The organism is Streptomyces sp. NPDC019890 (assembly GCF_044903445.1).
Taxonomy (GTDB): Bacteria; Actinomycetota; Actinomycetes; order Streptomycetales; family Streptomycetaceae; genus Streptomyces.
On sequence record NZ_JBJDQK010000005.1, the window covers coordinates 515,149 to 540,364 of the forward strand.

Consider the following 25,216-nt stretch of genomic DNA (forward strand, 5'->3'; position numbering starts at 1 on the left):
CCGCCGAATGGTGGGCTGTGCGCCGGAAATCCCAGTATTTCCGCCCACACGAGGGTCTTGATCAGGTGGAGTCTCCTGACCGACTCACTCGAAAGAGTTGGTCACCGCAGGGTGGGGCGTGGCGCCCGGTGACCACGTAGGCTCGGCTTACCGAACAATCCTCGTCGAAATGCCAGGAGTGACCGTGATTCCCGGTGGTGGCCAGCCCAATATGCAGCAGCTCCTCCAGCAGGCTCAGAAGATGCAGCAGGATCTCGCGCAGGCACAGGAAGAGCTGGCGCAGACGGAGGTCGAGGGCCAGGCGGGCGGCGGCCTGGTGAAGGCCACCGTCAACGGCTCCGGCGAGCTGCGCTCCCTCGTCATCGACCCGAAGGCCGTCGACCCCGAGGACACGGAGACTCTCGCGGACCTCGTCGTCGCCGCAGTCCAGGCCGCGAACGAGAACGCTCAGCAGCTGCAGCAGGAGAAGCTCGGCCCGCTCACCCAGGGTCTGGGCGGTATGCCCGGCCTGCCCTTCTGATCATGCGGGTCCTGCCCTTCGATATGCGGGGCCTGCCCTTCTAAGGCGTACGGTCACCAACTACCGTAAGCACCAAGCACTCCAGGAGAGGCGTTCCGTTGTACGAAGGCGTGGTTCAGGACCTCATCGACGAACTGGGCAGGCTGCCCGGCGTCGGTCCCAAGAGCGCGCAGCGGATCGCCTTCCACATCCTCCAGGCCGAGCCCACCGACGTCCGCCGCCTCGCCCATGCACTCCTCGAGGTGAAGGACAAGGTCCGCTTCTGCGCGGTGTGCGGCAATGTCGCACAGCAGGAGCAGTGCAACATCTGCCGTGATCCGCGCCGTGACCTGACGGTCATCTGCGTGGTGGAGGAGCCGAAGGACGTCGTCGCGATCGAGCGGACCCGGGAGTTCCGGGGCCGCTACCACGTGCTCGGCGGGGCCATCAGCCCCATCGAGGGCGTCGGCCCCGACGACCTGCGGATTCGTGAGCTGCTGGCCCGCCTCGCGGACGGCACGGTCACCGAGCTGATCCTGGCCACGGATCCCAACCTGGAGGGCGAGGCCACCGCCACGTACCTGGCCCGCATGATCAAGCCGATGGGTCTGAAGGTCACGCGGCTGGCCAGCGGTCTGCCCGTGGGGGGAGACTTGGAATACGCCGACGAGGTCACGCTGGGACGTGCCTTCGAGGGGAGACGACTTCTCGATGTCTGACGCCATGCTGCACGCCACGAGCCAGAACCCGGACGATTTCGCGGTTCAGATCGCCGACTCGATCGAGTCCTTCATCGTTGCGACCACGGAAGTCGCGAAGGGCGACGAGCCCGACAGCGCGGTGCCCTTCCTGCTGCTGGAGCTCTCCCAGCTGCTGCTGACGGGCGGCCGTCTGGGCGCGCACGAGGACATCGTCCCGGACGATCGGTACGAACCGGACGCCGGCCCCGACGTGGATGTCGACGACCTGCGCGAGCGCTTCGCCGTGCTGCTCGAACCGGTCGACGTCTTCTCCGAGGTCTTCGACCCGTACGAGCCGCGCAGGGCCCCGGTCGCCTGCCGGGTCTCCGACAACCTCGCGGACATCGTCACGGATCTGCGCCACGGCCTGGCCCACTACCGGGCGGGCCGCACCACCGAGGCCCTGTGGTGGTGGCAGTTCTCGTACTTCTCCAACTGGGGCCCGACCGCATCCGCGACGCTGCGCGCCCTCCAGTCGCTGGTCGCCCATGTCCGACTCGACCAGCCGCTTCAGGAGCTGGACGGTCTGGACACGGACGAGGACCTGGCCGAGGAGGCGCTGGCGGAGGAGGCCGGGAAGGTCATGGTGGAGGAGATCGCGGGCCCGCTGGGCCTGCGCACGGCCACCCGGGGCGCGTGAGGCGAGCACGTACGAGGCGCGTGAGGCAAGCACGTGCGCCGGGTGCGGTGTGAGCCGCCCCACACCTCGCGTAGCTCACCCGTCGGCGGGCAGAAGTCGATCCGAGCGGCCGTGGTCCTCCCTCATGATCACTGAGTGAGCGGGACATCTCACGATGTGACATCACAAGGGCGGAGCGCGGCCGCTCGTTAGACTGAGCCGACCGCAGTAATGACTGCAGTAAGAACCGAGCGAGGAGCGCACGTGGGCCTTGTCGTGCAGAAGTACGGAGGCTCCTCCGTTGCCGATGCCGAAGGCATCAAGCGCGTCGCCAAGCGGATCGTCGATGCCAAGAAGAACGGCCACCAGGTGGTCGTCGTGGTATCCGCGATGGGCGACACGACGGACGAGCTGATCGATCTCGCCGAGCAGGTATCCCCGATCCCTGCCGGGCGCGAATTCGACATGCTACTGACCGCGGGAGAGCGGATCTCCATGGCCCTGCTGGCGATGGCGATCAAAAACCTGGGTCACGAGGCCCAGTCGTTCACCGGCAGCCAGGCAGGCGTCATCACCGACTCGGTCCACAACAAAGCGCGCATCATCGATGTGACGCCGGGCCGGATCCGTACCGCGCTCGACGAGGGCAATATCGCCATCGTCGCCGGCTTCCAGGGTGTGTCCCAGGACAAGAAGGACATCACCACCCTCGGTCGAGGCGGATCCGACACCACCGCAGTTGCCCTCGCCGCCGCGCTGGACGCCGAGGTCTGCGAGATCTACACCGACGTCGACGGCGTCTTCACCGCCGACCCCCGGGTCGTGAAGAAGGCGCGGAAGATCGACTGGATCGCCTTCGAGGACATGCTGGAGCTCGCCGCCTCCGGCTCCAAGGTGCTGCTGCACCGCTGCGTCGAGTACGCACGCCGATACAACATCCCGATCCACGTCCGCTCGTCCTTCTCCGGGCTGCGCGGCACCTGGGTCAGCAACGAGCCGCAAGGGGACCAGCAGGTGGAGCACGCCATCATCTCCGGAGTCGCCCACGACGTCTCCGAGGCCAAGGTCACGGTCGTCGGAGTGCCGGACAAGCCGGGCGAGGCCGCGGCCATCTTCCGTACGATCGCCAATGCCGAGATCAACATCGACATGGTCGTGCAGAACGTCTCGGCGGCCACCACCGCCCTGACCGACATCTCCTTCACCCTCCCCAAGACCGACGGCCGCAAGGCCATCGACGCCCTGGAGAAGGCGAAGGCTTCGATCGGCTTCGAGTCGCTGCGCTACGACGACCAGATCGGCAAGATCTCTCTCGTCGGCGCCGGCATGAAGACCAACCCCGGCGTCACCGCCTCCTTCTTCGAGGCGCTCTCCGACGCGGGCGTGAACATCGAGCTGATCTCCACCTCGGAGATCCGCATCTCGGTGGTCACCCGCGCCGACGACGTCAACGAGGCCGTGCGCGCCGTGCACACCGCCTTCGGCCTGGACAGTGACTCCGACGAGGCGGTCGTCTACGGAGGCACCGGACGATGAACCGCAAGCCGGCGCTCGCGGTCGTCGGAGCGACCGGAGCCGTCGGCGCGGTGATGCTCCAGATCCTTTCGCAGCACGCGGACGTCTGGGGCGAGATACGACTCCTCGCCTCACCGCGCTCGGTCGGCCGCAAGCTGGCCGTGCGCGGCGAGGAGTGTGAGGTCGTCGCGCTGAGCGAAGAGGCCCTGACGGGTGTCGACGTCGCGCTTTTCCTGGTACCGGACGAGGTCTCGGCGCAGTGGGCGCCGATCGCGGCGGCCAAGGGCGCTGTGGTGGTGGACAATTCGGCCGCTTTCCGGATGGATCCGGATGTGCCGTTGGTCGTCCCGGAGGTCAATCCGCATGCCGTACGGGTCCGCCCGCGCGGCATCGTCGCGAGTCCGCACGACACGACGCTGGCGATGATTCCGGCGGTCGGGGCGCTGCACGCCGAGTTCGGGCTGCGCGAACTGGTCGTCTCCTCCTATCAGGCCGTCAGTGGCGCGGGCCGGGACGCGGTCGCCGCGCTGCGCGCGCAGCTGTCGCTGGTCGCCGGTACGGAACTGGGCGAGAAGCCCGGCGACGTACGCCGTGCCGTGGGCGACGATCTCGGGCCATTCCACGCCCCGCTGGCGCTCAATGTGGTGCCGTGGTCAGGGACGTTGCAGGACGGCGGCTGGTCGTCCGAGGAACTGGGGCTGCGGGCCGAGACGCGCAAGATCCTGGGCCTGCCGGGGCTGCGGGTGGCGGCGACGTTCGTACGCGTACCGGTGATCACCACGCACTCGCTCGCGGTGCATGCGCGCTTCGAGAGCGAGGTCACGGTGGAGCGGGCGCACGAGATCCTGGCGACCTCGCCCGGCGTGGTGCTGTACGACAATCCTGCCCTGGGCGACTTTCCCACGCCCGCCGATGTGGTGGGGACGGATCCGACATGGGTGGGGCGGCTGCGGCGGGCGCCGGACGACCCGTGTGCGCTGGATCTGTTCGTCTGCGGCGACAATCTCCGCAAGGGGGCAGCGCTGAACTCCGCGCAGATCGCGGAGGCGGTGGCCGCCGAAATAGGTCCGGCGACGCGTCCCGCGACCCGTCCCGCGAGCAATCCTGCAATCAATGCGGCGCGGGGGCGGCGCAGCACTTTGTAGGATCTGTGAAAGCCTTGTGAGCAAGTCGAAGGTCTGTACCGCTTGAACCGGGGTGCAAGGATGTTCGACGATTCGCTTCTCCCCTTTCTGCAACCGGTAGTTGGGCGGGGAGCGTCTTTGCGGTTGCCCCTTCACGGTGCCGCGAAACTGGGGCATTGGGGAAGAGCGGGTACGCATGAGGGCATTTGGAGCACCGTCAAAAACGGTGGCGTACGCGTACAACCCTGACGGGGGGAAGCGTGTCCAACAGGCGTGGCAGAGGTTCTCGACATCACCAGGGTGGTCCCGGTCCGTGGCGCTGCAGTGCGCCCGCTCCGCAGACCGCGCCCGCCCGGCGGCATGCCGGTGATCGCCCCTATGCCCGCGCCCCGCACCACCCGCATCCCGTCCCAGCGCGAGGGCGCTGAGGAAACCATGGCTGCGGGCACCACCGTCGATCACCTCACCGAGACCTACCGCGCCCACTACCGGTCGCTGCTCGGTCTCGCCGCCCTCCTTCTTGATGACACGGCCTCCTGCGAGGACGTCGTCCAGGAGTCGTTCATCCGCGTCCACTCGGCGCGGAACCGGGTGCGGGACCCGGAGAAGACCCTCGCCTATCTGCGTCAGACCGTGGTCAATCTGTCCCGGTCCGCGCTGCGCCGCCGCATTCTCGGACTGAAGCTGCTCTCGAAGCCGATGCCGGACATGGCGAGCGCCGAGGAGGGGGCGTACGACCAGCTGGAGCGGGACGCGCTGATCAAGGCGATGCGCGGACTCCAGCGCCGCCAGCGCGAGGTGCTGGTGCTGAGGTACTTCGCCGATATGACGGAGGCTCAGGTCGCCGAGACGCTCGGCATATCCCTGGGCTCGGTGAAGGCCTACGGCTCTCGGGGCATCGCGGCGCTTCGCGTCGCCATGGAGGCCACGACATGAGCGGGCACAGGCACAGGTTTGAGCGGTACGGGCCGGACGGGCCGTTTGACGACCGGACTGGGAACGGAATTGTGAACAACGGGCCGGAAAATGAGCTGGGCGGCCTCGGAGGCCTGGGCGGGGACGAAGACGCCCTGCGCCGACTGCTGCAGGGGGCCGTGCAGGACCTTGCGCCTTCCGAAGGTGCCCTCGACCATCTGCGAAGGGCGGTCCCCGCGCGGCGCGCCCGCAAGAGGCAGGCGATTGTCGGTGCGGCGGCCGCGGTGCTGCTGATCGGCACCGCCGTCCCCGCCTTCGTCCATGTCGCGAACTCCAGCGGCAGCGACAGTGCCAACCCCGTCAACGCCGGACACGGCGAACAGGCGCAGGGCGGCACCGGGTCCGAGGCGAGTACCGACGGCGGCGGCGAGGGAACGGACAGTCCCTGGGGCGGCGGCCAGGGCACCGCTCAGGACCAGGGCGGTGCGTCGCAGGCGCCGCAGAAGTCCGCCGGCAACCCGGTCGGCACGGCGGGCGGGGTGGTCAATCCGCCGGGCACGGCGCCCGCGAGTTCACCGGTCTGCGCCGCCGACCAGCTCGGCGTCGCCTCGGCGCAGGCGGCCAAGCCGGACGCTGACGGCAAGGTGTACGGCACCTTCCGTATCGCCAATGTCTCCAAGACCGACTGCGCACTCAGCGGCGACGGCACCGTCGGTTTCCAGGCGCTGGGTGCGGCCGACCCCGCCAAGATCAGTGTGGTCGACCACACGGCGGGCGACGCGGCGACCGGACTGCCCGACCCCTCGCAGGAGGCGAGCGCGCTGCTGCTGAAGCCGGACGCGGCGTACGAGGTGAAGTTCGCCTGGGTGCCGAAGGACAGCTGCCCGACCACCGGCGCATCGCCCGACCCGACGCCCTCGCAGGGCGGCTCATCGGGCGCGAGCACCGGCACGGGCACTTCGGGGAACGCCGAGTCCCAGCTCGTCACCGAGGACGGCGGCGGCACGGCGGACGGCAGCGTCACCGTGAACCACGTTGCGCAGCCGGGAGGACCGACCGCGGAAGCAACGATCCCGAACGCGTGCGCGGGCACGATCTACCGCACGGGCGTGCTGAGCGCGCAGTAGCAGCGGCCGTCACGTCGCCGGCGCTGAATCTCCGCCTGTCGGCCTGAATCTTCAGGCCGACCGGCGGAAACTCAAGCCCGTCCGGCGACCCCGGACACGGCCGAAGGGCGTACTGGGGGTCCCCCCCCACGCCCGCAGTGCGTAGGGGGCGGGTCTGCGGGCTTGCCCCCAGTTACGGGATGTGGGCACGTCCCCTGGCTGCGCCGGGGGCCACCCCCGCCCGGGCGAAGCTCTGAGGGAGGGTGGGGTGGGGGCAGCATCCGCTGTGCGGCTCCGCCGGGGGCCGGTCGCAGGCGCGTCGTCCGGCTAGGGCTGCACCGGGTCCGGGTCCCGCGACGGGTCCCGCTCCGTGGCCAGGCCCAGCGCGACGTCCCGTGCCGCCTCCGCGTCGCGCCGCAGCAAGCGGAACCACATGAACAGCACGAAGCCCGCGAAGACGAACCACTCCCCGGTGTAGCCGAGGTTCTGGAACGCCTTGAGGTCAAGACCGCTGCCCTCCGGCGCCGCCGCGGGCACCGCCTTCAGCCCGCTGTCCGCCGTGGTCAGGGTGACCCACCCGTCGTACACGTCGTCCGGTACGAGGTTCACCAGCGAGGCCGCGCTGATCATCCCCAGCTGGCCGCTCGGCAGCCCGCCGGACGCATGGACCCCGTCCGTGCCGGGCGTCTCGGAGGCCTGCAGCGCACCGGCCACGGTGACCCGGCCGCGGGGCGCCGCAGGCACGTGGCCCCCCTTCGGCAGCCAGCCGCGGACCACGGGCAGCATCCGGCCGCCGTCGGTCTTGAGCAGCGTCAGCACATACGAGCCGTTCTTGCCGTCCAGCTCCCGGTCCGGCACCAGGAACTGCTTCCCGTACTGCCCGGTGGCCGTCGCCTGCCGTCCCGACGTCTCCTTGTCGACCGGCAGCAACTCGTCCACGGGCGCGGCCTTCTGCTCACCGGGCGCCGGCCTCCGCTCGGCCTCCTGGTGCCTGTGGACGCGGTCCTCGAACTTGCCGAGCTGCCAGGAGCCCATGAAGACGCAGAAGGGGATCGCCAGCACGACGAAGATATTGATCCCCCACCAGCGGGGCGTCAGCAGGAACCGGTACACCCCTCCACGGTACGGAACGCGCCCGCGGGCTCTGGGCCCACCCCTGCCGTTAACCCAGGTGCGCCCCCTGTCCCAGGTGCTCGGCTGCGAAGGTGATCTCCAGCCGCACCTGCTTGATCCGCTCCTCCACGACGAGCGACCCGTGCCCCGCGTCGTACCGGTACACCTCGTGCACCGCGCCCCGGGCCGCCAGCCTGTCCACATAGTTCTCGACCTGGCGGATCGGGCAGCGCGGGTCGTTGACGCCCGCCGAGATGTAGACCGGCGCCCGCACCGCGTCCACATAGGTCAGCGGCGACGAGGCCTCGAACCGCTCCGGGACCTCTTCCGGGGTGCCGCCGAGCAGCGTGCGGTCCATCGCCTTCAGGGCTTCCATCTCGTCGTGGTACGCCGTGACGTAGTCCGCGACCGGCACCGCCGCAAGCCCCAGCGCCCATGCCTCGGGCTGGGTGCCGAGACCGAGCAGGGTCAGATAGCCGCCCCAGGAGCCGCCCGCCAGTATCAGCTTCGCCGGGTCCGCGAGCCCGGACGCCACCGCCCACTCCCGCACCGCCGCGATGTCTTCCAGCTCGATCAGCCCGACCCGGTGCTTGAGGGCGTCCGTCCACTCCCGTCCGTACCCCGTCGAGCCGCGGTAGTTGACCCGCACCACCGCGTACCCATGGTCGATCCAGGCCGCCGGGCCCGCCGCGAAGGCGTCACTGTCGTGCCAGGTGGGGCCACCGTGGATCTCGAAGACGGTCGGCAGCGGACCCGTCGCGCCGGCCGGCCTCTGGACCAGCGCATGGATACGGCCTCCCGGCCCCTCCACCCAGGCGTCCTCCACCGGCACGGAACCCGGGGCCTTCATCCCCGGAGGGTCGAGCACAACGCCACCCGCGGTCGAGCGCACCTGCGGCGGCAGGGCGGCCGACGACCACAGATATTCCACCTCTCCGTCGGGCCGGGCGGTCGCGCCCGAGACCGAACCGGTCGGCGTCTCGATCCGCTCCAGCTCGCGCGTCGCCAGGTCGTACCGCCACAGCTCGCCGCGCGCCTCGAAGCTGTGCGCGACCAGCAGCCCGGAGCCGTCCGGATACCACTCGGCGTTCACGTCGCCCGGCATGTCTATCGCGAGATCGGTTTCTTCGCCCGAGGCGACGTCCCAGATCATCGGCTCCCAGCGGCCGCGCCGCTGATGCCCGACGAGCAGCCGGGTGTCCCCGTCCACCGGCGCGAAGCCGAGGACTTCAAGTCCCAGTTCCTTGGTGCCCCCCTTCGTGTCGTCCAGCTCGGCCACCGTGGTGACTGGGCCGGAGCCTTCGGCGTGGGAGGTGTCCCCGAGGCGCACCACCCGCAGCGCCGAGTGCATCGCGTCCCCGTGCTCGGTGTGCTCGATCGCGACCAGCGTCCCGTCGTGCGAGAGATCGCCGACCCCGGCCGACTCCCGGTGCCGGTAGATCTCGACCGGCTCCGCGCCCGCCCGTACGACATGGATCGTCGTGCCGTCCTCGTCCGTCGACCGGCCGATCACCGAGGTGCCGTCCCGGCCGATGGCCAGCCCCGCCGGGTACGAAGGCTCGAGCCCCGGCGCGGCGGGCTCGTCGGCTCCGCCGCCGAAGGGCTGCCGCATCCAGACCCCGAACTCGTCCCCGTCGGTGTCCGAGAACCACCAGATCGCCGAGCCGTCGGGCGAAAGCACGCCGTCCGTCGTGCCGTTCGGCCGGTCCGTCGCCTGCCGCTGCTCGCCCGTCGCCCTGTCCCATGCGTACAGCTCATATGTCCCCGTGGCGTTCGACACGAAGAGCGAACGGTCCGGCGCGTCCTCCGCCCAGTCGGGCAGGGAGACGCGCGGGGCGCGGAAGCGCCTCTCCCAGTCCGGCATGCCGGTCGGCTCCGAAACGCCGGTCGGCTGCGGCCTGCCGGTCGGATCCGGCGTGCCAGGCAGCTCAGGCGTGCGGGTCGGCTCCGGCGTGGAGTCAGTGATCTCAGTCATGACCCCATTCTGCGCTGGACCCCCGACAATCCGTTCCCGTCGTCCGCAGCCTGTGGATAACCGAGCTGGCCGGGCCCGCCGCGGGGCCGCGCACGTCGTCGCCTGGACTTCTCGGAGCCGGCCGTCGAGAGGGCCCGCGGCCTCGCCGCGGACCCCGGCCTCGACCTGGACCGCGCCCCGTTCCCCGCGGCCGACTTCCACGACGCCGCCGAAGCCGTCCCCGACTCCTCGTACGACATCATCTCCACCGGCACGGGCGCGCTGAACCGGCTGCCGGACACCACCCGCTGGGCCGAGACCGCCGCGTCGCGGTTCGGCTCGCTCACCCGGCACGACGACGGCTACTACCGTTTCCCGGCCGCCCGCCCGAGGATCCCGCTGATGTACGCGCTGAAGGCATCGCGAGCCTGATTGTCAGTGGCGGGGTGCACACTCGCCGTATGACCGAACTGCGTAAGACAGTTGAGAGCTTCTGGTCGGCGGCGGAGGCCCGCGACTGGTCCACTTTCGCGTCCACGCTCGCCGAGGACGTGCTCTACGACCTGCCGCAGACCCGCGAGCGCATACAAGGCAGGGACAGTTACGTCCAGTTCAACCGGGAGTACCCCGGCGACTGGCATCTGCGCATCCAGCGGATAGTGGCCGACTCCGAGCAGGCTGTCACCTGGATCCACGTCACGGTCGGCCTTGACGAGGTGTACGCGGTCACCTTCTTCACGGGCGACGAGAAGGGCCGGATCACGACCGTCACGGACTTCTGGCCCGAAGCGTACGAACCCCCGCCGGGCCGCGAGCACCTGGTCGAGCGCTACTAGGCCCTGTCCGGTGTTGCTGACCCGTGGGCAGGCATTACTGAGCCTTCGGCCCGGGCGGCAGCCGTACCACCGCACGGCCGCCGTCCAGATCGACCGTGGACCGATGCGGCGGAGCTCCGTCCTCCTCGTCGTCCCTCATCAGCAGCGCACTCTGGCGCTCCTTGAGTTCGCTCTGCTTGCCGGGCGAGAAGGTCGCATGCAGCTGCTCGAACCCGGTCGCGGAAACCTGGCCGCGCCGCCCGCCCCGACCTGTCGCGCGCAGCAGTTGGTCGCCGAAGGCTATGCCGACGAGCAGGATCACCAGCCCCGGGAGGGTCATGAAAACGACGAACTCCATAGGCTCAGTCTCCAGGAAGGCCTTGACTGCGTGACCGCGGCGCCGGCTGGCGGCGGTGCACGGCCACGGCTGCCGCATGGCCGGGGTCGGTGGGCAGGTTGGACAGCAACCAGTCGTCGTTCACGGCAGGTTGTGGGCCGGTTCCTACGTATGTGAGGGACAGCTCCTCGTTCAGTCCGGCGCCGGTCGCCTTCAGGAGAGCCTCCTTACGGGTCCAGCAACGGGCAAATGCGGTGGGGCGATCCGCAGTGGGCAGCGCGGCCAGTTCCGCACGCTCCCGCGGGTGCAGCTGGGCCGCGACCTCCATGGTGGTGCCGGGGTCGGGTACGCCTTCGACATCGACGCCGACCGGCGCCCCAGCCAGGGCGATCAGCACCAGGCCGGCCGTGTGCGAGAGCGAGAAGTGCACGGGGTTGCCGGGGACGACGGGCCGTCCGTGCGGACCGCCGCAGTTGGCGCACGGTTCGCGCGTCAGCGTCACGGCCTCCGGTGCCAGTCCGAGCCGGTTGCCGAGCAGCCTGCGCAGCGCCACATGCGCGACGGCGAACGCGTCCCGGTCCGCGTCCCGCTGGAAGGCGAGCAGGCGCGCGGTCTCCCCGGCGTCAAGGAGGTGCCGGTGGGCAGCGGCGTCCTCGGCATGGTCGCGGACCCGGCCGGACCAGAGCAGCTCCACGCCCGGCGGCGGCGTCAGCGGCTGTTGTCCGGTCGGCGCGTCGGTCGCCATGCTGTGGTTCTCCTCAGGCCAGAGCGGTTGTGGAAGCGCTTGATGCGGCATCCCGGAACCGGGCCAAGGGCCTGACCCCGACGAGGTCAGGCCCTTGACGCACAGACCGGCAGACCCGCGGACCCGCAGAACTGTCGACCCGCAGAACTGCCGAACCGCGACAGGCAGCGCCGAAATACCGCAGCACACGCAGTGCCGCCCAGGTGCCGAACTGCCGGGTGCGGCTCAGATGTTGACGCCGAAGTCCTGCGCGATACCGCGGAGGCCGGACGCGTAACCCTGGCCGACCGCGCGGAACTTCCACTCCGCGCCGTTGCGATACAGCTCGCCGAAGACCATCGCGGTCTCGGTCGAGGCGTCCTCGCTCAGGTCGTACCGGGCGAGCTCGGCGCCGCCGGCCTGGTTGACGACGCGGATGAATGCGTTGCGCACCTGGCCGAAGGACTGCTGGCGGCTCTCGCCCTCGTGGATCGAGACCGGGAACACGATCTTGTCGACCTCGGCGGGCACGCCCGACAGGTTCACCTTGATCTGCTCGTCGTCGCCCTCGCCCTCACCCGTGAGGTTGTCACCGGTGTGCTCGACGGAGCCCTCCGGGCTCTTGAGGTTGTTGAAGAAGACGAAGTGCTGGTCGGACACGACCTTGCCGTTGGCGTCCACCAGCAGGGCGCTGGCGTCCAGGTCGAAGTCGGTGCCGGTGGTGCTGCGTACGTCCCACCCCAGGCCCACGACGACCGCAGACAGGCCCGGGGCCTCCTTGCTGAGCGAAACATTGCCGCCCTTGGAAAGGCTGACTCCCATGGAAATCCCCTGCGCAATCCGGCGCGGGCCGCGCCTCTTGACGATTCCTTTGCCCACCGGGGCAACGAGCGGACCCAGGCTCGGGTTCCCCACATTCGTTAACTTTTGACTTATATAAACGGTGGTCGGCATGGGCATAGTGGGGAACGTGCACGCATTCGACGTACTGGGAGATCCGGTGCGACGCCGGATATGTGGAGCTGCTCGCCGAGGGTGAGCAGCCGTCGGGCGCGGTCAGCGCTGTGATCCAGAGCGAGTTCGGGATCATGCAGCCCGCCGTGTCGCAGCATCTGCGAGTGCTCCGCGAGAGGGGCTTCGCCTCCGTACGGGCCGAGGGCACGCGACGGCTGTATGCCGTCGACGCCGCCCCCCTGCGTGAGGTCGATCCGTGGCTGGACCGTTTCCGCACCTTTGGGGAGCAGCGGCTGGACGCTCTCGGTACCGAGCCGACCCGCGGCAGGCGCGACCACCGAAATGACCGCCGCAATGACCGCCGCGACGATCGCCGCAAGAGGAATGAGCAGGAGAAGCAGTGATGAGCGACATCGTCGATCGGATCAATGACACCAGCCGCGAGGTCGGCAGCCGGTCCGTCGAGCAGGGCGAGGCGCGCACGGTCCTGCTGCGGCGCACGTACGACGCCCCGGCCGCGGATGTGTGGGACGCATGCACCGACCCCGAACGCATCGGCCGGTGGTTTCTGCCGGTCCGTGGCGACCTGCGGCTGGGCGGCCACTACCAGCTGGAGGGCAACGCGGGCGGCGAGATCCTGCGGTGCGAGCCGCCGAAGCTGTTGAGGGTGAGCTGGCTGTTCGGCGAGAGCCCGGGCTTCGGCGAGGTCGAGGTACGGCTGACTCCCGAGCCCGGCCCTGGCGGAGAGGGCGGCCAGGGCCGGCAGGGCGGCTCGGGCGACGAGGGCAGCCGGCGAACCGTCTTCGAGCTGGAGCATGTCGCGGTCGTACCGCCGGGGATGTGGGACCAGTTCGGCCCCGGTGCGGTGGGCGTCGGCTGGGATCTGGCGGTGTTCGGCCTCGGCGTGCATCTGCGCGGCGGCTCGATCGAGGACCCGGCGGCCTGGCAGGTCTCCGACGACGGCCGGGAGTTCATGACCCGCAGCAGCGAGGCATGGGGTGCGGCGTACGAGGCGTCGGGCGCGCCGACGGACGTGGCGGCTGCCGCGGTGCGTGCCACGACCGGCTTCTACGCGCCCGAGAAGTAGGTCTGGGAGGGACAGCCACAGGCGGTCGCCGTCGACGTGGTCACTGTGCGCTCTCATGCAGATGAGGGTTGGCGGCGGTGCCCTCGGTGCTCAGCAGCACCAGTGTCGAGGTGGGTTCGAGAGCCAAGGCGGTACGGCGGCTCTCGGCGCCAGCGCCAGCGCCGTCGGCGGTCAGGGCGGCGCGGATGCCGGCCAGCGACGCGGCTCCGCACGGGCCGCTGGAGACGCCGAGCGCGGCGAGGTCGCGGGCGGCGCGGGCGCTGTCGGCGTCGTTGACGGCGACAGCGGCATCCAGGCCGTCGCGGAGGAAGGGCCAGGCGATGCTGGAGGGGGTGCCGCAATTGAGGCCCGCCATGGTGGTCTCACCGGTGGCCACGCTGAGCGGTTCCTGCCGGGTGAGGCTGGTCAGTACGCAGGCCGCGGCGTCGGGTTCGACGGCAAGCAGGGCGGTCCCGCTCTCCGCCGATCGGCTTCGGTAGTGGGTGACGGCGGCCTGGGCGAGCGAGCCCACACCGACCGGTACGGCGACGAGGCTCGGGGACCTCGCGCCCGCGGCGTTCAGCTGCGCGTCGATCTCGGTGAAGAGCGTGGAGTAGCCCTCGACAATCCAGCCGGGGATCTGCTCGTAGCCACTCCAGGCGGTGTCCTGCACGAGGACCGATGAGCGGAGCCCGGCGGCTGCACCCGAGCCGGGCCCGGCGGCCGCGTCGGCAGCCTGCCGTACGGCTTCGTCGTACGGCCCGGCGACCTGTGTGACCTCAGCTTCTTCGGCGGAGATGGCGGCTGCGGCGACCGGGTGCACGCCCTGAGGCACGAAGATGTGGGCGCGCTGTCCCAACAGGCGGGCCATCCGGGCGACGGCGCGGCCGTGGTTTCCGTCCGTGGCGGTGACGAAGGTGACCGGGCCGTCGGGGTGAGTGGTGGCCCTGCGCCGGGACAGGACCTGGTGGATCGCCCAGGAGGCGCCGAGGGCCTTGAACGCGGGCAGCCCGAGCCGGAACGACTCGTCCTTGACGAAGACCCGCCCCACACCCAATTCCGCCGCGAGGGTGGGGAGTTCGGTGAGCGGGGTGGGGGTGTAGTCGGCCAGGGAGGCATGGAAGTCCTCTACGCCGGTGGGGGCGGGCGGGCACGTCCAGGTACGGGCGGCAGGGTTGGCGAACCACGGCAAGGAGCGAGGGAAGCAGGGAGTCTCAGGCACACGACCAGCGTGGGGCCCGGCACTTCCCTCGGTCCAGCACATGTTTCCGACCTATATTCATCGGAAGATCCGAACAATTCAGAGGATGGGGATGTTCGACCTGCACCGGCTGCGTCTGCTGCGCGAGCTCAAGCACCGTGGCACGCTCGCCGCTGTCGCCGCGGCCCTCTCGTACAGTCCCTCCTCCGTCTCCCAGCAGCTCTCCCAGCTGGAGGCCGAAGTCGGCGTCCCGCTGCTGGAGCCCGTGGGCAGGCGCGTCCGGCTCACCGAGCAGGCGGAGATCCTGGTCGCCCACACCGAAGCCGTACTCGAACGCCTCGAGCGCGCCGAGGCGGACATCGCCACCTCTCTCACCGACCTCACCGGCACCCTGCGCATCGCCTCTTTCCAGACCGCGGCCCTCGCCCTGGTCCCGAGCGCGCTGACGCTGCTGCGCGACGCCTATCCCCGACTGCGCGTCCACGTCACCCAGAACGAACCGGAGAAGTCCCTTCCGGCTTTGCTTGCCCGGGACTTCGACCTGGTCATCGCGGAGGAGTACCCCGGCAATCCGAATCCCCGCCCTGCCGAAGTGGAACAGGAGGACCTGCTGGAGGACCCACTGTGCCTTGCTCAGCCGGGGCCGGCGGCCGCGGAGAGCCCGCAGACCGGATTGCCTCAGCCCGGGCCGACGGACGACCCCCTGGCGGCACTGCGCTCGCTGGCCGACCACCCCTGGGTGATGGAGCCGGAGGGCACGGCCGCCCGGCACTGGGCGATGACCCTGTGCCGCAGCGCCGGCTTCGAACCTGACGTCCGCTTCGAGTCCACGGACCTCCTGCTCCACCTGCGCCTCGTCGAACAGGGCCACGCGGCGGCCCTGCTCCCGGACCTGGTCTGGGGCGGCCGCGCACCGACCGTCCCCCTGCGCCGGCTCCCTCGCGGCCATGCGTCCCGCAGGCTTTTCACGGCGGTACGCCGCGGCCGCAGCCGGCACCCTGCGATCCAGGCCTGCCGACAGGCCCTCCACAGGGCGTCGTTGTCGTGACAACGACCGGCCGTGAACGGAGGGCCCGGACCGGGTGACGGTCGCTGTCCGCCAGGAATGCAGGCGTCGAGCGATACGAGTGCGACGGCGCCTCGTCAGTAGGCCGACGAACGCCCTCGGTCCCCTCGATCCGTGCACAGCGCCCAGATCACGAAGACCGCGATGGCGATGGAGACGACGGCCCAAACGGGCTGGTACGGAAGCCACATGAAGTTGGCGATGAGGGCGAGCGAGGCCAGCACCACACCCATGACGCGACCCCAGCCTGCCCCTCTGAGGATGGCCGCGCCGACGAGGCCCACGATCACGCCGAGGATGAGGTGGGTCCAGCCCCAGGCGGTCGAGTCGAACTCGAAGACGTAGTTGCCGATCCGTGCGTAGACGTCGTCCTTCGCAATGCCCACGATGCCCTGGAGAACCATGAGCACGCCGTCCACGAGCATCAGGACACCGGCGAAGACGGTGCCGCCAACTACCCATGTACTGCGACCACCGTGGCTCGGTGCGGAATGCTGCGAGGCGCTGGGCTGAGCTGTTGTCTTGGCCATGGCAGGCTCCTTCGTCGAGATGACACCGAGCCTGATCGGCAGGCTTGTGGGCGGCGACCCGGACGCGGCCATACGGGTGACGTGATGAGCATGACAACACCGCCCTGCCAGGCAGTTCATGATGGCGAAGACGGGTACCCCTGGCTCGGGCAGATCCTCGCCTTGTCCCGCTGGCGACGACGCCACCAGCACCGAGCCCGCACCGCCCACTACCGCAGTCGCGAAACCGCAGACCACAGCCCCCGTCTCCGGCTGTAGTACTAGGGCGACGGGGCCTGCCAGACCATTGCGTGACGGCGGCGACCCTCTGGCGAGGCACTTCGTCACGGCGTCGGCGCCTCGAACTGCCGACGCCGTGGCGGAATGCCGACCTGGCGGATTCACCGCCGACGACACGGACCCACCTGGCGCGGGGCGGCTTCAGTCGTCGCGCCCGGCACCGCGATCGGGTGCGCTCATGTCCCCCGTCCCGGGCGTGCCATCGGCGAGCCCGTAGCGCAGATACACGGTGCCCTTTGGACCGGCTACCGGCGGTTCGAGGAGTGTGACGTTCGTGGGCACCGCGCCACCGTCGAACACCTTCTTCCCGACGCCGAGCACGATCGGGTGCACCCAGAGGTCGAGACGGTCGAAGAGCTTCTCGCGCAGGAGGGTCTGCACCAGGTTCAGGCTCCCGACGACCTTCACGTGCTCGTGCCGGTCACGGATCTCGCGCACCGCGCCGGCCAGATCCGGGCCGAGCTGCGTGGACCCGGCCCACGAGAGGTCGGGCCTGCCGCGGGAGGCCACGTACTTCGGGACGCTGTTGAAGAGCGTGGCGATCTCGTTGTCCTCGCCGCCCTCCTGGTACGGCCAGTAGGCGGCGAAGATGTCATACGTCCGCCGGCCGAGCAGGAGGGCGTCCGTGCCCTCGTACGCGGCACTGACCTGCGCCCCGGCAACCTCGTCCAGCAGGGGCGCCTGCCAGCCGCCGAACGGGAACCCCACCGGGTCCTCGTCGGGGCCGCCGGGCGACTGCCCGACGAGGTCGAGGGTTGCGAACAGCTCGATGTGGATGAGGCCCATGCCTTACTCCCAATTGGTTGTCTCGGTCGGGAGGTAGACCTGTGGGCGCCGGCAGACTCATCGCTGCGCGTCCATGCGACGCCCGGCAGCAGGGCTCGGCAGGTATGCCGTGCGACTTGATCCAGGCCGCACGTCCGATTCCTCGAACAGCACATGCCGACCGATCTTGAAGCGTGCAGCACGGTGCCCTGCTTACGCCACCAGGCCGGGACGCCGCACCGGCACTCCCCACTCACGATAGATCACAGGCCGCGTCCAAACTGGGTGGCTGCCCTGCGTCCAGCGTCACCGCAGGTCACCGGCGCGATCTACGGCAGCGGTACTAGGCGTTTTGTTCCACGCGGGGAGGCATTCGGGTGCGGCCTGGTGGCCGCCCCCTTGTCGTAGGCGAGATCAGTCGGTGTGCCGACTGTCCTGGATGGCGTTGAGGAATCCGCTCCAGGCTGTGGCGGAGGGTGAAGAGGGGCAGTCACCTCACGCCGGGTGACGCCGACGGCAGCGAGGCCGTGGAGCCGAGTCCGGCGTGGGCACCAGCAAGGAAAGCGTGCGGTGTCGTGGCTCAAAACAATTGTCGGGGAAACGCCGCTGGCCTTGGATGACCAAAGTGCCATTTGCTTGCTGAGTAGATGCTTTCCGGTTCGTTCCATCACAGAGACCCTGATAGTGACCGTCATCACACCCAGGAATAGCGCTTGCTGTGTCTCGGTATGACAATGTAACTTTGTGGCACACACAAGTGGGGGTCTTGTGTGCGCCGGGGGTGAATAAGCAAGAAGATTGCGACCATCGTGATGGTCGCCCCTGCTCTCCACGCGAGCCAAAAGCTCTATCGAGCCACGACGGCTCCACTCGCCCCTTGGGTAAGCGAAACTGAGATTTCGTCTGGGGCCCGTTCATTTCATGCGCAACCTTCAAGGCGGTGCGATATTACGGCACCGTCCCACTCTTCCGTAAAAGGAATGGGAGACTCACGGTGGCGAAACTTGGCGGTCGGACTCAACAGCGGGCGGCTGCGCTAACCGCGCTCGCTGCGACAATCACGTTAGCTGGTGCTATCCCGGCTCATGCTGAGGGCAGCAGGGCTACCTATATTTCCGCATGGCGCTACGGCGCGGAGTCCCAGCGTTGGGGTGACGGAAACCTTGATGGAGTCGCGACCAGGGTCGTGTTCGCCCTGAACTGTGACTCGGATAAAGCTGGCGGATTCTCGGCGCCAATCGCTTTGTATCGGGTGAGAGGGGGACTCCCCGATGTCAACAAGGGGACAAGGATCAACACTTGCAATGCCAGCAGCTGGGGGGATGTGGAAAGTGGGACGTACTACTTCGCTTACGAAGGTCCTTATGTAATCTCTGTGAGGAATGTCGGGATCTACTGGTAGCCGTCGCTCAGTGAACCCTGCGGGGCTTGCCAATCGGCAAGCCCCGACTTCATCTCTTGAGGTCTCATGAAACTCGATATCAGCCACTGTTTTTTTGGATATCGGCGCACGCGACGCGTGCTCGATGATCTGTCACTTACCTTTGATTCAGGTTGCACTGTCCTGCTCGGTCCTAACGGCGCCGGCAAATCCACCCTCCTTGGAATCGCTGCCACGGCCCTCACCCCTCTGTCCGGGCACGTCAGCCTCAACGGGCTGACGCCTAGCTCCAGAAAATTCCGCAAGGAATACCGCAAGGCGGTTGGCTGGCTGCCTCAGCATGTAAAACCTGTCGCTGGATTGAAGCTCCGCGAGCAGGTCGCTTATGCAGGTTGGTTGAAGGGCATGAGCAGGCGGGATGCGTGGGATGCCGCCGCAGGCGCGCTCCATCGCGTCGGACTGGCGGAACTCGGAGACCGGAGTGGGCGTGAGGTGTCCGGCGGTCAGTTGAGGCGTCTCGGAATTGCGCAGACGCTTGTTCATGGAGCTGACGTCGTCCTCATGGACGAACCGACGGCTGGGCTGGATCCGCACCAGCGTGGCATATTCCGCGATCTGCTGACAGAGCTTTCCGAGGACACGAGTTTCATCGTTTCCACTCATCAGACGGAAGACCTGGCCGACATATTCGATACGGTGATAGTGCTGGACGGAGGAGTAGTTCGCTTCCAAGGAACAGTTCCTCGCTTCCTTGCCGAAGCACCTCCCGATGCTGCTCCCGGGCGGCTGGCCGAGGCTGCATATATCGGGTATATAAGCAGGGAGGTCTGAAATGCCCTGGCGGTCACTGCTACGCACGTCGGGTGCGGTGTGGGGCTTCATACCTGTCGCTGCTTGGATGTGGTTCATTTCCCGCTCTCCCGACTCTACTTTCACCGTTGGGTACTGGGAAGCAGCGACAGCTCAGATATCCTATATCGGCATCTTTCCTGTTGCCCTTTGTGCGGCAGCGGGAACCTGGGAGGCCGTCCGGCTCAAACGTTCGCAGATAGCAGCAGACGGAGGGGCGGCGGCGCGCTCGCCGTTCGCCGTGATGTTGCAGCAATTGAGTGTCGTCGGGGCCGTAGGGATACTCTGCATTGCTTGGGCCCTCGTCTGTGTAGCTGAGAGAGCCAAGGGGGCCCCGGGAGTCCCGGACTTCAGGGTCATTGCAATGCTGGCATTCATGGTCTGCGCATACGCCTCTCTGGGGTACGCCGTGGGTTGGCGCCTGCCTGGAATCCTTGCGGTGCCTGTGGTGGCTGTCAGCGCTTTCTTGTGGCTTGCCTATCCCGTGGCCATGGATCCGCTGTGGCTGCGGCACTTGAATGGCACCAGCCTGGGCGACTGCTGTGGCGTTGATCGCACATTGGATCCACGCGCGCTCCTGGCTCCCACTATCGTCACCTTGGGACTCTTCCTGGCGGTTCTCGTCATCGTCGGCGAGCGAAGTGTGATGCGCCGATTGCTGGCGCTTGTGCCAGTGGCGGTTGCCTGTGCCGTCGCCGTGCCGATGGTGATGCCGATGGGCTACGACCCGACCCGGAATCGTGATGTCAGCGCGCTGAGTTGTTCTTCGGGCACGCCCCGCATCTGCCTGTGGCCCGAACAACAGCAAGACGCCAGTAAGTTCAGGAGCTGGCTGGAAGAAGGAACGAAGCGCCTCAAAGAAGCTGGCGTTGTTCTGCCGAAGACCTATACGCCGTCATTCGTCGGCCCAACACGGGCTAGGGTCCTCGCTTCTTTGGTGGCCAGCGTTATGCCTACGGATGCGCCGAGTTGTGCTCAGAAGGGCGCTTGGCCTGGCGGTCGCGCGGGTGCGCCGGTGGCGACGTGGCTTGAACTTACGGCTGGAGGCCGGGCGGACGACGTGGCCCAGCGTGTCGTCGGCGACGGAGGCAAGACCCTGTCTCTTGTCCAGCAGGTACGTTCTCTCCCCGCCGAAGCCCAACTGAACTGGTACCGGACAAACCGAGCGGCACTGAACGACTGCGTGACCAAACCTCGCATCGATCCCTCGGCTTACGCGGGAAGTGCCGAGTGAACTGGTGGCTGCGGGTACGTGCAACGTCGGCCGTTTTCGGGTCGCTGCTTCTCGTCGGCTGCGTGGCAGTTGTCATTCCGTCGTCTTCTCTGCCGCTGCCGTCAATCGGAGGTAATTTAGCTTCGGGACTGCCTTTGCGTTACCTAGCTCCTATACTGCCGACACTTATAGTTCTCTACGGGCAGAGTCGTGCCGACCATGCTGTGGAAAAGGTCGCGGTCCGGTCTGTCTCCGTCATGGACGCGCTCTTCGTGGTGACAGTGGCCGCGGTCGCGCTACTCTCTGCCCCAATAGTTCCCGATGGCATTGCGGTCGGCCGTAATGTGGCGGGGTACTTGGGTCTCGGGTTGACGATCCGCTGGCTGACGAATTACCGGGTTGCTGCTGCTATCAGCACCTTCGTGCCTTTTTTCATCGCGTCACTCGGTATGCAGGGACATCGACCGGTGTGGTGGGCATGGTCACTCCATGAAGGTGGCGATCCGTTCTCCGCAGGATGCGCGCTGGGGCTCCTTTGTGTGGGAACAGCTTTGCTGTTCCGCGCCCCCCTGTTGCGCAGCAGCAGGGAAAACGAGGAGAGTTCCTGACCTCTCAGCTTCCCTGCACGTTCGCGCGGGATCGCTTAGCCCCCGGTGATGAACCTGCGGTTCGCGACCATGCTGGTCCAACAGCCGTTACGCTCGCGGTCCATGGACGACCCACCGGACTGTGGGCCAACACGTGACGCCGCCGTCATAGCGGTACGAGACGAGCAAGCCGCATCACGCTGATGACCGCACCCTTTCGCGCCACGGCGGGGAGTACTTGTTCCTGCCAGGGGGTCGTCAGGAAGACGGCGAAACCCCTGACCGCTGATCACTGGCAGCTCTTGGCTCGTACGCGATCAACGGTCCGATGTGCACCTCCTCTACGTGAGCCGAGGCAGAAGCGAACTGGTCATGCGAGGTGGCGGCATTGCTGTGGTTGCCTTTGCACTCGATCGGGAAGACCCTTGACAGCTCTCCCGGCTTCCAGACTGGCTACAAGCGACTCCTCCGCCTCACCACATAGGACACCGTCTTCGGGGTTTGGGTCCGGTCAAGTCCCCATGTGGAGATCGGCCCATCGGGTGGTCCTCTCGGGGTGGCAGGACATTCCGTGTCGTGTGGAGAGGGCCGTGACGATGCCGGTCCCGCGACCGTTTTCCTTGTGTTCGGCGAGGTGGGGGCCGTCGGGCGACGTGCGCCGTTGAGGTACCGGCCCCGCATCGGTGACCTCGATGCGGAGGGCGAGGCGGCTGCCGACCTCGGGCATGGACAACCGCAGCACTGCTGGGGGCAGTGCATGGACGATCGCGTTGGTGGTCAGCTCGGAGATCACCAGGAGGGCATCGTCGGCTGTCTGGGTGGGCACGCGCCATTGGGCGAGGACGGTGCGTGCGCGCCGACGTACGGCGGAGACGGCCTCGAGGATGTGCGGCAGCGCACAGACGTGCTCGGCCCGCGAGGGCGGGGTCATATCGGCGTCAGACGTGCTCGTGGCGGGGACGCTCACCCTCGGCCACCTCCACTGGTCTTTGCTTCGCATGTCGGATAGCGGCGGCTGCTTCCGTGCCGCTGGTGGTGGTCGGTTACTCGGCGGTGGCGAGGATCCGGGCCAACGCCGTGACGGCCTGTTCGGCGTCGTGGCCTTCGGCGCGGACGTTCACGGTGCTTCCGGCGGTGGCACCCAGGCTCATCACGGCGAGGACTCCGGTCGGATTCACCGTCCGGGCGGCGTACTCCAGCTGTATGGCACTGGTGAATCGGGCTGCGGCCCGGGCGAGTTGACCTGCGGGGCGGGCGTGGAGGTTGGCGGGCAGGACGACGGCGGTCTCGTGTTTGGACGGGGTCGTGGCGGTCGTGGTGGTTGCGTCAGAGCTTGGGGACATTGCGGGCCTCCTTGGCGGCCTTGGAAACGGTCTCCAGGTCGGCGCCGGATGCGGCGGTGACCACGGCTGCGACAGCCCCCTCGACGAAGGGCGCGTCGACGATCAGCACGTCGGAGCGGGGATGGTCTTCCAGAACGGTGCGGGCGGTGAGGACCGAACTGCCGAGGTCGGGAAGTACGACAACGCCGCCTCCGCGATCGGCATCCCGGATCGCGGCGAGAACGAGGTCGTAGCTGGTGCCGATCCGGCCTTCGGCGGTCCCCCCGGCCGTGGCGACGGGGACATTATCGGAGCCGATCTGCTCCACCAGCAGGCGAAGGCCCGCGGCGAGCTCGGCGCTGTGGGACACGAGTACGATGCCGACAGATGCGTTCATGAACAGTTACCTTAAATCTCAGAACGCTGTTCATCAATACTGAATCGAGGAGAACTTTCGATGGTGCAGGCGGTACAGCGAGCGGTGCAGATCCTGCGGGAGCTCGCGTCCACAGGGCCCCGGCTGGGTGTGACCGAGCTGGCCGACCGCCTGGGGGTGGCCAAGCCGACCGTGCATGCGCTGCTGCGCACGCTGGAGGCCGAGGGGCTGGTGGTGCAGGACCGGCACAGCTCGAAGTACCAGCTCGGCCCGGACCTGGTGCAGCTGGGCAACGCCTACCTGGACACCCAGGAGCTGCGGACCCGCTCGCTGACCTGGGCGGATCAGCTCGCGAACCGGACCAACGAGGCGGTCTGGGTGGCCGTGCTCACCAGTGACCACGTCCTGGTGGTTCACCATGCCTTCCGGCCGGAGGGAGCTGTGCAGATCCTCGAAGTGGGCGCCAGCATCCCGTGGAGCACGTGCGCCCTGGGCAAGGCCATCGTGGCCTTCGTTCCCGCTGACGAGCGCGAGTGGCTGCTCGCCGGCGAGCTTGCGGTCCTCACCGGCGCCAGCATCACCGACCCGGAGGAGCTGGCGGGCCACCTGAAGGAGGTCCTCAGGGCGGGGTACGCGATCGAGGACCAGGAGTCCGCGATCGGGGACGCGGGTATCGCATCTCCTGTCTTCGACCGCTCCGGCGAGGTGGTCGGCGCACTCGGCGTCGTCGGACCTGTCGAGCGACTGCTGGACGAATCAGCACGTCAGGAGCTTGCGGTCGCGGTCCGGGAGACCGCCCGCAACCTCTCCCGCGACCTGGGTGCCCCCAGGGGGGCGGCCGCACGCACCACGATGGCCTGATCCGCCCCCGCAGCCGGTAGCGGCTGTCCTCTTTCCCGCACCTCACCCCCTGATTCAGGCCCCTCGGCACGCCGCCGTGGGGCCTTTTCCTTGGTGGACGGAACGCGATGGCTGCCGAACCTCTTGACAGGTCGGAAACGCGGGCTTAACTTCCGGAACAACATTCATCCATGATGAACGTTCTTACGGCCGGATGCTTCAAGCTGCCCGGTTTCCCCTGAGCCGGCCGCCAGGTTGCCCGACCCTGACCACCTGGCGGCCACCTCCCTTCATAGCCCGCTCCACGCGGAGGAGGTGAGACGCCCAACGCGCCACACGGCGCTGGGCGCCATCAATGGAAGAAAACACTTACCCTCAGAAGCTTCTCGCCGAAATGCTGGGCACCGCGGTGCTGGTGTTCATCGGTGTCGGTTCGGTCCCCGCAACGCTCATCGTCGGCGGCGACGCCCCGTTCACCATGGCGCAGCTGGGAATGATCTCGCTCGCGTTCGCCACCGCCGTCATCGCCATGGTCTACGCGATCGGTCACATATCCGGCTGTCAGATCAACCCGGCCATCACGCTGGCGCTGGCCGCCACGAAGAAGATGCCCTGGCGGGACGTCCCCGGCTACATCGCGGCCCAGGTGGCCGGTGCGGTGCTGGGAGCGCTTGCGATCGTCGGCGTGCTGGGGAAGAAGGCGGTCGACGTCGGCCTCGGTATCGCCGCCTACGGCACCGATGTCGGCGCCGGCCAGGCCTTCTTCGCCGAAGCCATCGGCACGTTCATCCTCGCGTTCGTCGTCTTCGGGGCCATCGACCGGCGCGCGGCCGGCGGATTCGCCGGTCTGGCCATCGGCCTCGGCGTGTTCGCGATCATCATCCCGGTGGCGCCCGCCACCGCGGCATCCATCAACCCGGCCAGGACGCTCGGCCCGATGATCACCGGCGAGCTGTTCGACGGCACGGTCCACTGGGACCAGCTGCCTGTCTACCTGGCCGCCGAGGTGGCTGGCGCCCTCGCCGCCGGCGTCCTTTACACCGCTCTCAACGCCAACCGCAAGGCCGCCGCAAGCGCGGCCGAGAACCGGGCCGCCCAGCCCGCCACTTCCGAAGGAGCCCTGTCATGAAGAAGCTCATCAACGATCCTGGGGCGGTGCTGGAGGAGGCCCTGGCCGGGATCGCCGCCGCCCACAAGGATCTGAAGGTCGACGCGGAGAACAAGGTGATCGCCCGCGCGGGCGGCACCAGGACGGGCAAGGTCGCCCTCATCTCCGGCGGCGGCTCCGGGCACGAGCCGCTGCACGGCGGCTTCGTGGGACCGGGC

At 68.3% G+C, this 25,216-nt stretch carries 27 protein-coding genes and 2 pseudogenes; 18 read left to right on the forward strand and 11 right to left on the reverse strand.

The features are described from left to right. Window positions 1-184: 184 nt before the first annotated feature. From ACI2LP_RS17395 to ACI2LP_RS17425, 7 genes are all read left to right on the forward strand, one after another. Window positions 185-520, forward strand: coding sequence for a YbaB/EbfC family nucleoid-associated protein (locus ACI2LP_RS17395; protein ID WP_404725406.1), 336 nt, complete (start codon window positions 185-187; stop codon window positions 518-520). 98 nt (window positions 521-618) lie between these two features. Further along, window positions 619-1,218 (forward strand): recombination mediator RecR, encoded by a 600-nt coding sequence (gene recR, locus ACI2LP_RS17400; RefSeq protein ID WP_329280300.1) that lies wholly within the window; start codon window positions 619-621, stop codon window positions 1,216-1,218. Beyond that, the gene (locus ACI2LP_RS17405; RefSeq protein ID WP_404725363.1) at window positions 1,211-1,879 is read left to right on the forward strand and encodes a DUF5063 domain-containing protein; all 669 of its coding nucleotides are present in this window, start codon (window positions 1,211-1,213) and stop codon (window positions 1,877-1,879) included. The genes recR and ACI2LP_RS17405 overlap by 8 nt, the downstream gene beginning before the upstream one ends. 243 nt (window positions 1,880-2,122) lie before the next feature. Continuing rightward, on the forward strand, window positions 2,123-3,394 hold the full coding sequence (locus ACI2LP_RS17410) for an aspartate kinase (protein WP_360880470.1): 1,272 nt from the start codon (window positions 2,123-2,125) through the stop codon (window positions 3,392-3,394). After that, window positions 3,391-4,518, forward strand: a complete 1,128-nt coding sequence (locus ACI2LP_RS17415) for an aspartate-semialdehyde dehydrogenase (RefSeq protein ID WP_404725364.1) — start codon at window positions 3,391-3,393, stop codon at window positions 4,516-4,518. Before ACI2LP_RS17410 ends, ACI2LP_RS17415 begins: the two co-directional genes overlap by 4 nt. 339 nt (window positions 4,519-4,857) lie before the next feature. Next, window positions 4,858-5,433: a SigE family RNA polymerase sigma factor gene (locus tag ACI2LP_RS17420; protein ID WP_404725407.1), complete on the forward strand. Its 576-nt coding sequence runs from the start codon at window positions 4,858-4,860 to the stop codon at window positions 5,431-5,433. Between the two features lie 71 nt (window positions 5,434-5,504). Then, on the forward strand, window positions 5,505-6,539 hold the full coding sequence (locus ACI2LP_RS17425) for a hypothetical protein (RefSeq protein WP_404725365.1): 1,035 nt from the start codon (window positions 5,505-5,507) through the stop codon (window positions 6,537-6,539). Window positions 6,540-6,845: 306 nt separating this feature from the next. Here the strand turns inward: ACI2LP_RS17425 and ACI2LP_RS17430 are convergent, their stop codons facing one another. Beyond that, window positions 6,846-7,631 carry an SURF1 family protein gene (locus ACI2LP_RS17430; protein ID WP_404725366.1) on the reverse strand — a complete coding sequence of 262 codons (786 nt, stop codon included), beginning with the start codon at window positions 7,629-7,631 and terminating at the stop codon, window positions 6,846-6,848. A gap of 49 nt (window positions 7,632-7,680) precedes the next feature. Continuing rightward, on the reverse strand, window positions 7,681-9,495 hold the full coding sequence (locus ACI2LP_RS17435; RefSeq protein ID WP_404725408.1) for a prolyl oligopeptidase family serine peptidase: 1,815 nt from the start codon (window positions 9,493-9,495) through the stop codon (window positions 7,681-7,683). Between the two features lie 184 nt (window positions 9,496-9,679). Between ACI2LP_RS17435 and ACI2LP_RS17440 the strand changes: the two are divergent. Both ACI2LP_RS17440 and ACI2LP_RS17445 read left to right on the forward strand, forming a co-directional pair. After that, a pseudogene (locus ACI2LP_RS17440) lies at window positions 9,680-10,017 on the forward strand (methyltransferase domain-containing protein); the annotation flags it as partial. Between the two features lie 29 nt (window positions 10,018-10,046). Continuing rightward, entirely contained in the window at window positions 10,047-10,421 is a 375-nt protein-coding gene (locus ACI2LP_RS17445; RefSeq protein ID WP_404725367.1) for a nuclear transport factor 2 family protein, read from the forward strand. A gap of 34 nt (window positions 10,422-10,455) precedes the next feature. On the opposite strand, the gene ACI2LP_RS17450 is transcribed toward ACI2LP_RS17445, so the two are convergent. The 3 genes from ACI2LP_RS17450 to ACI2LP_RS17460 form a co-directional block, all read right to left on the reverse strand. After that, window positions 10,456-10,758 carry a DUF6191 domain-containing protein gene (locus ACI2LP_RS17450; RefSeq protein WP_404725368.1) on the reverse strand — a complete coding sequence of 101 codons (303 nt, stop codon included), beginning with the start codon at window positions 10,756-10,758 and terminating at the stop codon, window positions 10,456-10,458. Window positions 10,759-10,762: 4 nt separating this feature from the next. Continuing rightward, window positions 10,763-11,482, reverse strand: a complete 720-nt coding sequence (locus tag ACI2LP_RS17455; protein WP_404725369.1) for a 4'-phosphopantetheinyl transferase family protein — start codon at window positions 11,480-11,482, stop codon at window positions 10,763-10,765. A gap of 225 nt (window positions 11,483-11,707) precedes the next feature. Further along, window positions 11,708-12,283, reverse strand: coding sequence for a TerD family protein (locus tag ACI2LP_RS17460; protein ID WP_404725370.1), 576 nt, complete (start codon window positions 12,281-12,283; stop codon window positions 11,708-11,710). Between the two features lie 139 nt (window positions 12,284-12,422). On the opposite strand from ACI2LP_RS17460, the pseudogene ACI2LP_RS17465 reads away from it, so the two are divergent. Both ACI2LP_RS17465 and ACI2LP_RS17470 read left to right on the forward strand, forming a co-directional pair. Next, a pseudogene (locus ACI2LP_RS17465) lies at window positions 12,423-12,819 on the forward strand (ArsR/SmtB family transcription factor). Further along, entirely contained in the window at window positions 12,819-13,502 is a 684-nt protein-coding gene (locus tag ACI2LP_RS17470) for an SRPBCC family protein (protein WP_404725371.1), read from the forward strand. The pseudogene ACI2LP_RS17465 and the gene ACI2LP_RS17470 overlap by 1 nt, the downstream one beginning before the upstream one ends. Window positions 13,503-13,542: 40 nt before the next feature. On the opposite strand, the gene ACI2LP_RS17475 is transcribed toward ACI2LP_RS17470, so the two are convergent. Then, complete coding sequence (locus ACI2LP_RS17475) at window positions 13,543-14,703, reverse strand: diaminopropionate ammonia-lyase (RefSeq protein ID WP_404725372.1); 1,161 nt, start codon at window positions 14,701-14,703, stop codon at window positions 13,543-13,545. A 91-nt stretch (window positions 14,704-14,794) separates the two neighbouring features. Between ACI2LP_RS17475 and ACI2LP_RS17480 the strand changes: the two genes are divergently transcribed. Further along, a complete protein-coding gene (locus ACI2LP_RS17480; RefSeq protein WP_404725409.1) occupies window positions 14,795-15,730 on the forward strand; it encodes a LysR substrate-binding domain-containing protein in 936 nt (311 codons plus the stop codon). Between the two features lie 95 nt (window positions 15,731-15,825). On the opposite strand, the gene ACI2LP_RS17485 is transcribed toward ACI2LP_RS17480, so the two are convergent. Together ACI2LP_RS17485 and ACI2LP_RS17490 are read right to left on the reverse strand one after the other, a co-directional pair. After that, window positions 15,826-16,278, reverse strand: coding sequence for a hypothetical protein (locus ACI2LP_RS17485; RefSeq protein ID WP_404725373.1), 453 nt, complete (start codon window positions 16,276-16,278; stop codon window positions 15,826-15,828). Window positions 16,279-16,698: 420 nt separating this feature from the next. After that, complete coding sequence (locus tag ACI2LP_RS17490) at window positions 16,699-17,343, reverse strand: dihydrofolate reductase family protein (protein ID WP_404725374.1); 645 nt, start codon at window positions 17,341-17,343, stop codon at window positions 16,699-16,701. A 1,447-nt stretch (window positions 17,344-18,790) separates the two neighbouring features. Between ACI2LP_RS17490 and ACI2LP_RS17495 the strand changes: the two genes are divergently transcribed. The 3 genes from ACI2LP_RS17495 to ACI2LP_RS17505 all read left to right on the forward strand — a co-directional run bounded on the left by ACI2LP_RS17495 (window position 18,791) and on the right by ACI2LP_RS17505 (window position 21,373). Continuing rightward, window positions 18,791-19,534: an ATP-binding cassette domain-containing protein gene (locus ACI2LP_RS17495; protein ID WP_404725375.1), complete on the forward strand. Its 744-nt coding sequence runs from the start codon at window positions 18,791-18,793 to the stop codon at window positions 19,532-19,534. Window positions 19,535-19,916: 382 nt separating this feature from the next. Continuing rightward, entirely contained in the window at window positions 19,917-20,786 is an 870-nt protein-coding gene (locus ACI2LP_RS17500) for a hypothetical protein (RefSeq protein WP_404725376.1), read from the forward strand. A 236-nt stretch (window positions 20,787-21,022) separates the two neighbouring features. Beyond that, window positions 21,023-21,373, forward strand: a complete 351-nt coding sequence (locus ACI2LP_RS17505; RefSeq protein WP_404725377.1) for a hypothetical protein — start codon at window positions 21,023-21,025, stop codon at window positions 21,371-21,373. Between the two features lie 490 nt (window positions 21,374-21,863). Here ACI2LP_RS17505 and ACI2LP_RS17510 read toward each other — a convergent pair whose 3' ends face one another. From ACI2LP_RS17510 to dhaM, 3 genes are all read right to left on the reverse strand, one after another. After that, the gene (locus tag ACI2LP_RS17510) at window positions 21,864-22,319 is read right to left on the reverse strand and encodes an ATP-binding protein (protein ID WP_404725378.1); all 456 of its coding nucleotides are present in this window, start codon (window positions 22,317-22,319) and stop codon (window positions 21,864-21,866) included. Window positions 22,320-22,395: 76 nt separating this feature from the next. Next, window positions 22,396-22,695 (reverse strand): HPr family phosphocarrier protein, encoded by a 300-nt coding sequence (locus tag ACI2LP_RS17515; protein WP_404725379.1) that lies wholly within the window; start codon window positions 22,693-22,695, stop codon window positions 22,396-22,398. Next, window positions 22,679-23,071: a dihydroxyacetone kinase phosphoryl donor subunit DhaM gene (gene dhaM / locus ACI2LP_RS17520; protein WP_404725380.1), complete on the reverse strand. Its 393-nt coding sequence runs from the start codon at window positions 23,069-23,071 to the stop codon at window positions 22,679-22,681. The genes ACI2LP_RS17515 and dhaM overlap by 17 nt, the downstream gene beginning before the upstream one ends. A gap of 60 nt (window positions 23,072-23,131) precedes the next feature. Here dhaM and ACI2LP_RS17525 point away from each other — a divergent pair, with 60 nt between their 5' ends. The 3 genes from ACI2LP_RS17525 to ACI2LP_RS17535 all read left to right on the forward strand — a co-directional run. Further along, a complete protein-coding gene (locus ACI2LP_RS17525) occupies window positions 23,132-23,911 on the forward strand; it encodes an IclR family transcriptional regulator (RefSeq protein ID WP_404725381.1) in 780 nt (259 codons plus the stop codon). A 334-nt stretch (window positions 23,912-24,245) separates the two neighbouring features. Further along, entirely contained in the window at window positions 24,246-25,019 is a 774-nt protein-coding gene (locus tag ACI2LP_RS17530; protein WP_404725382.1) for an MIP/aquaporin family protein, read from the forward strand. Then, on the forward strand, window positions 25,016-25,216 hold a 201-nt coding region (locus tag ACI2LP_RS17535), incomplete at its 3' end, for a dihydroxyacetone kinase subunit DhaK (protein ID WP_404725383.1). The genes ACI2LP_RS17530 and ACI2LP_RS17535, both read left to right, overlap by 4 nt.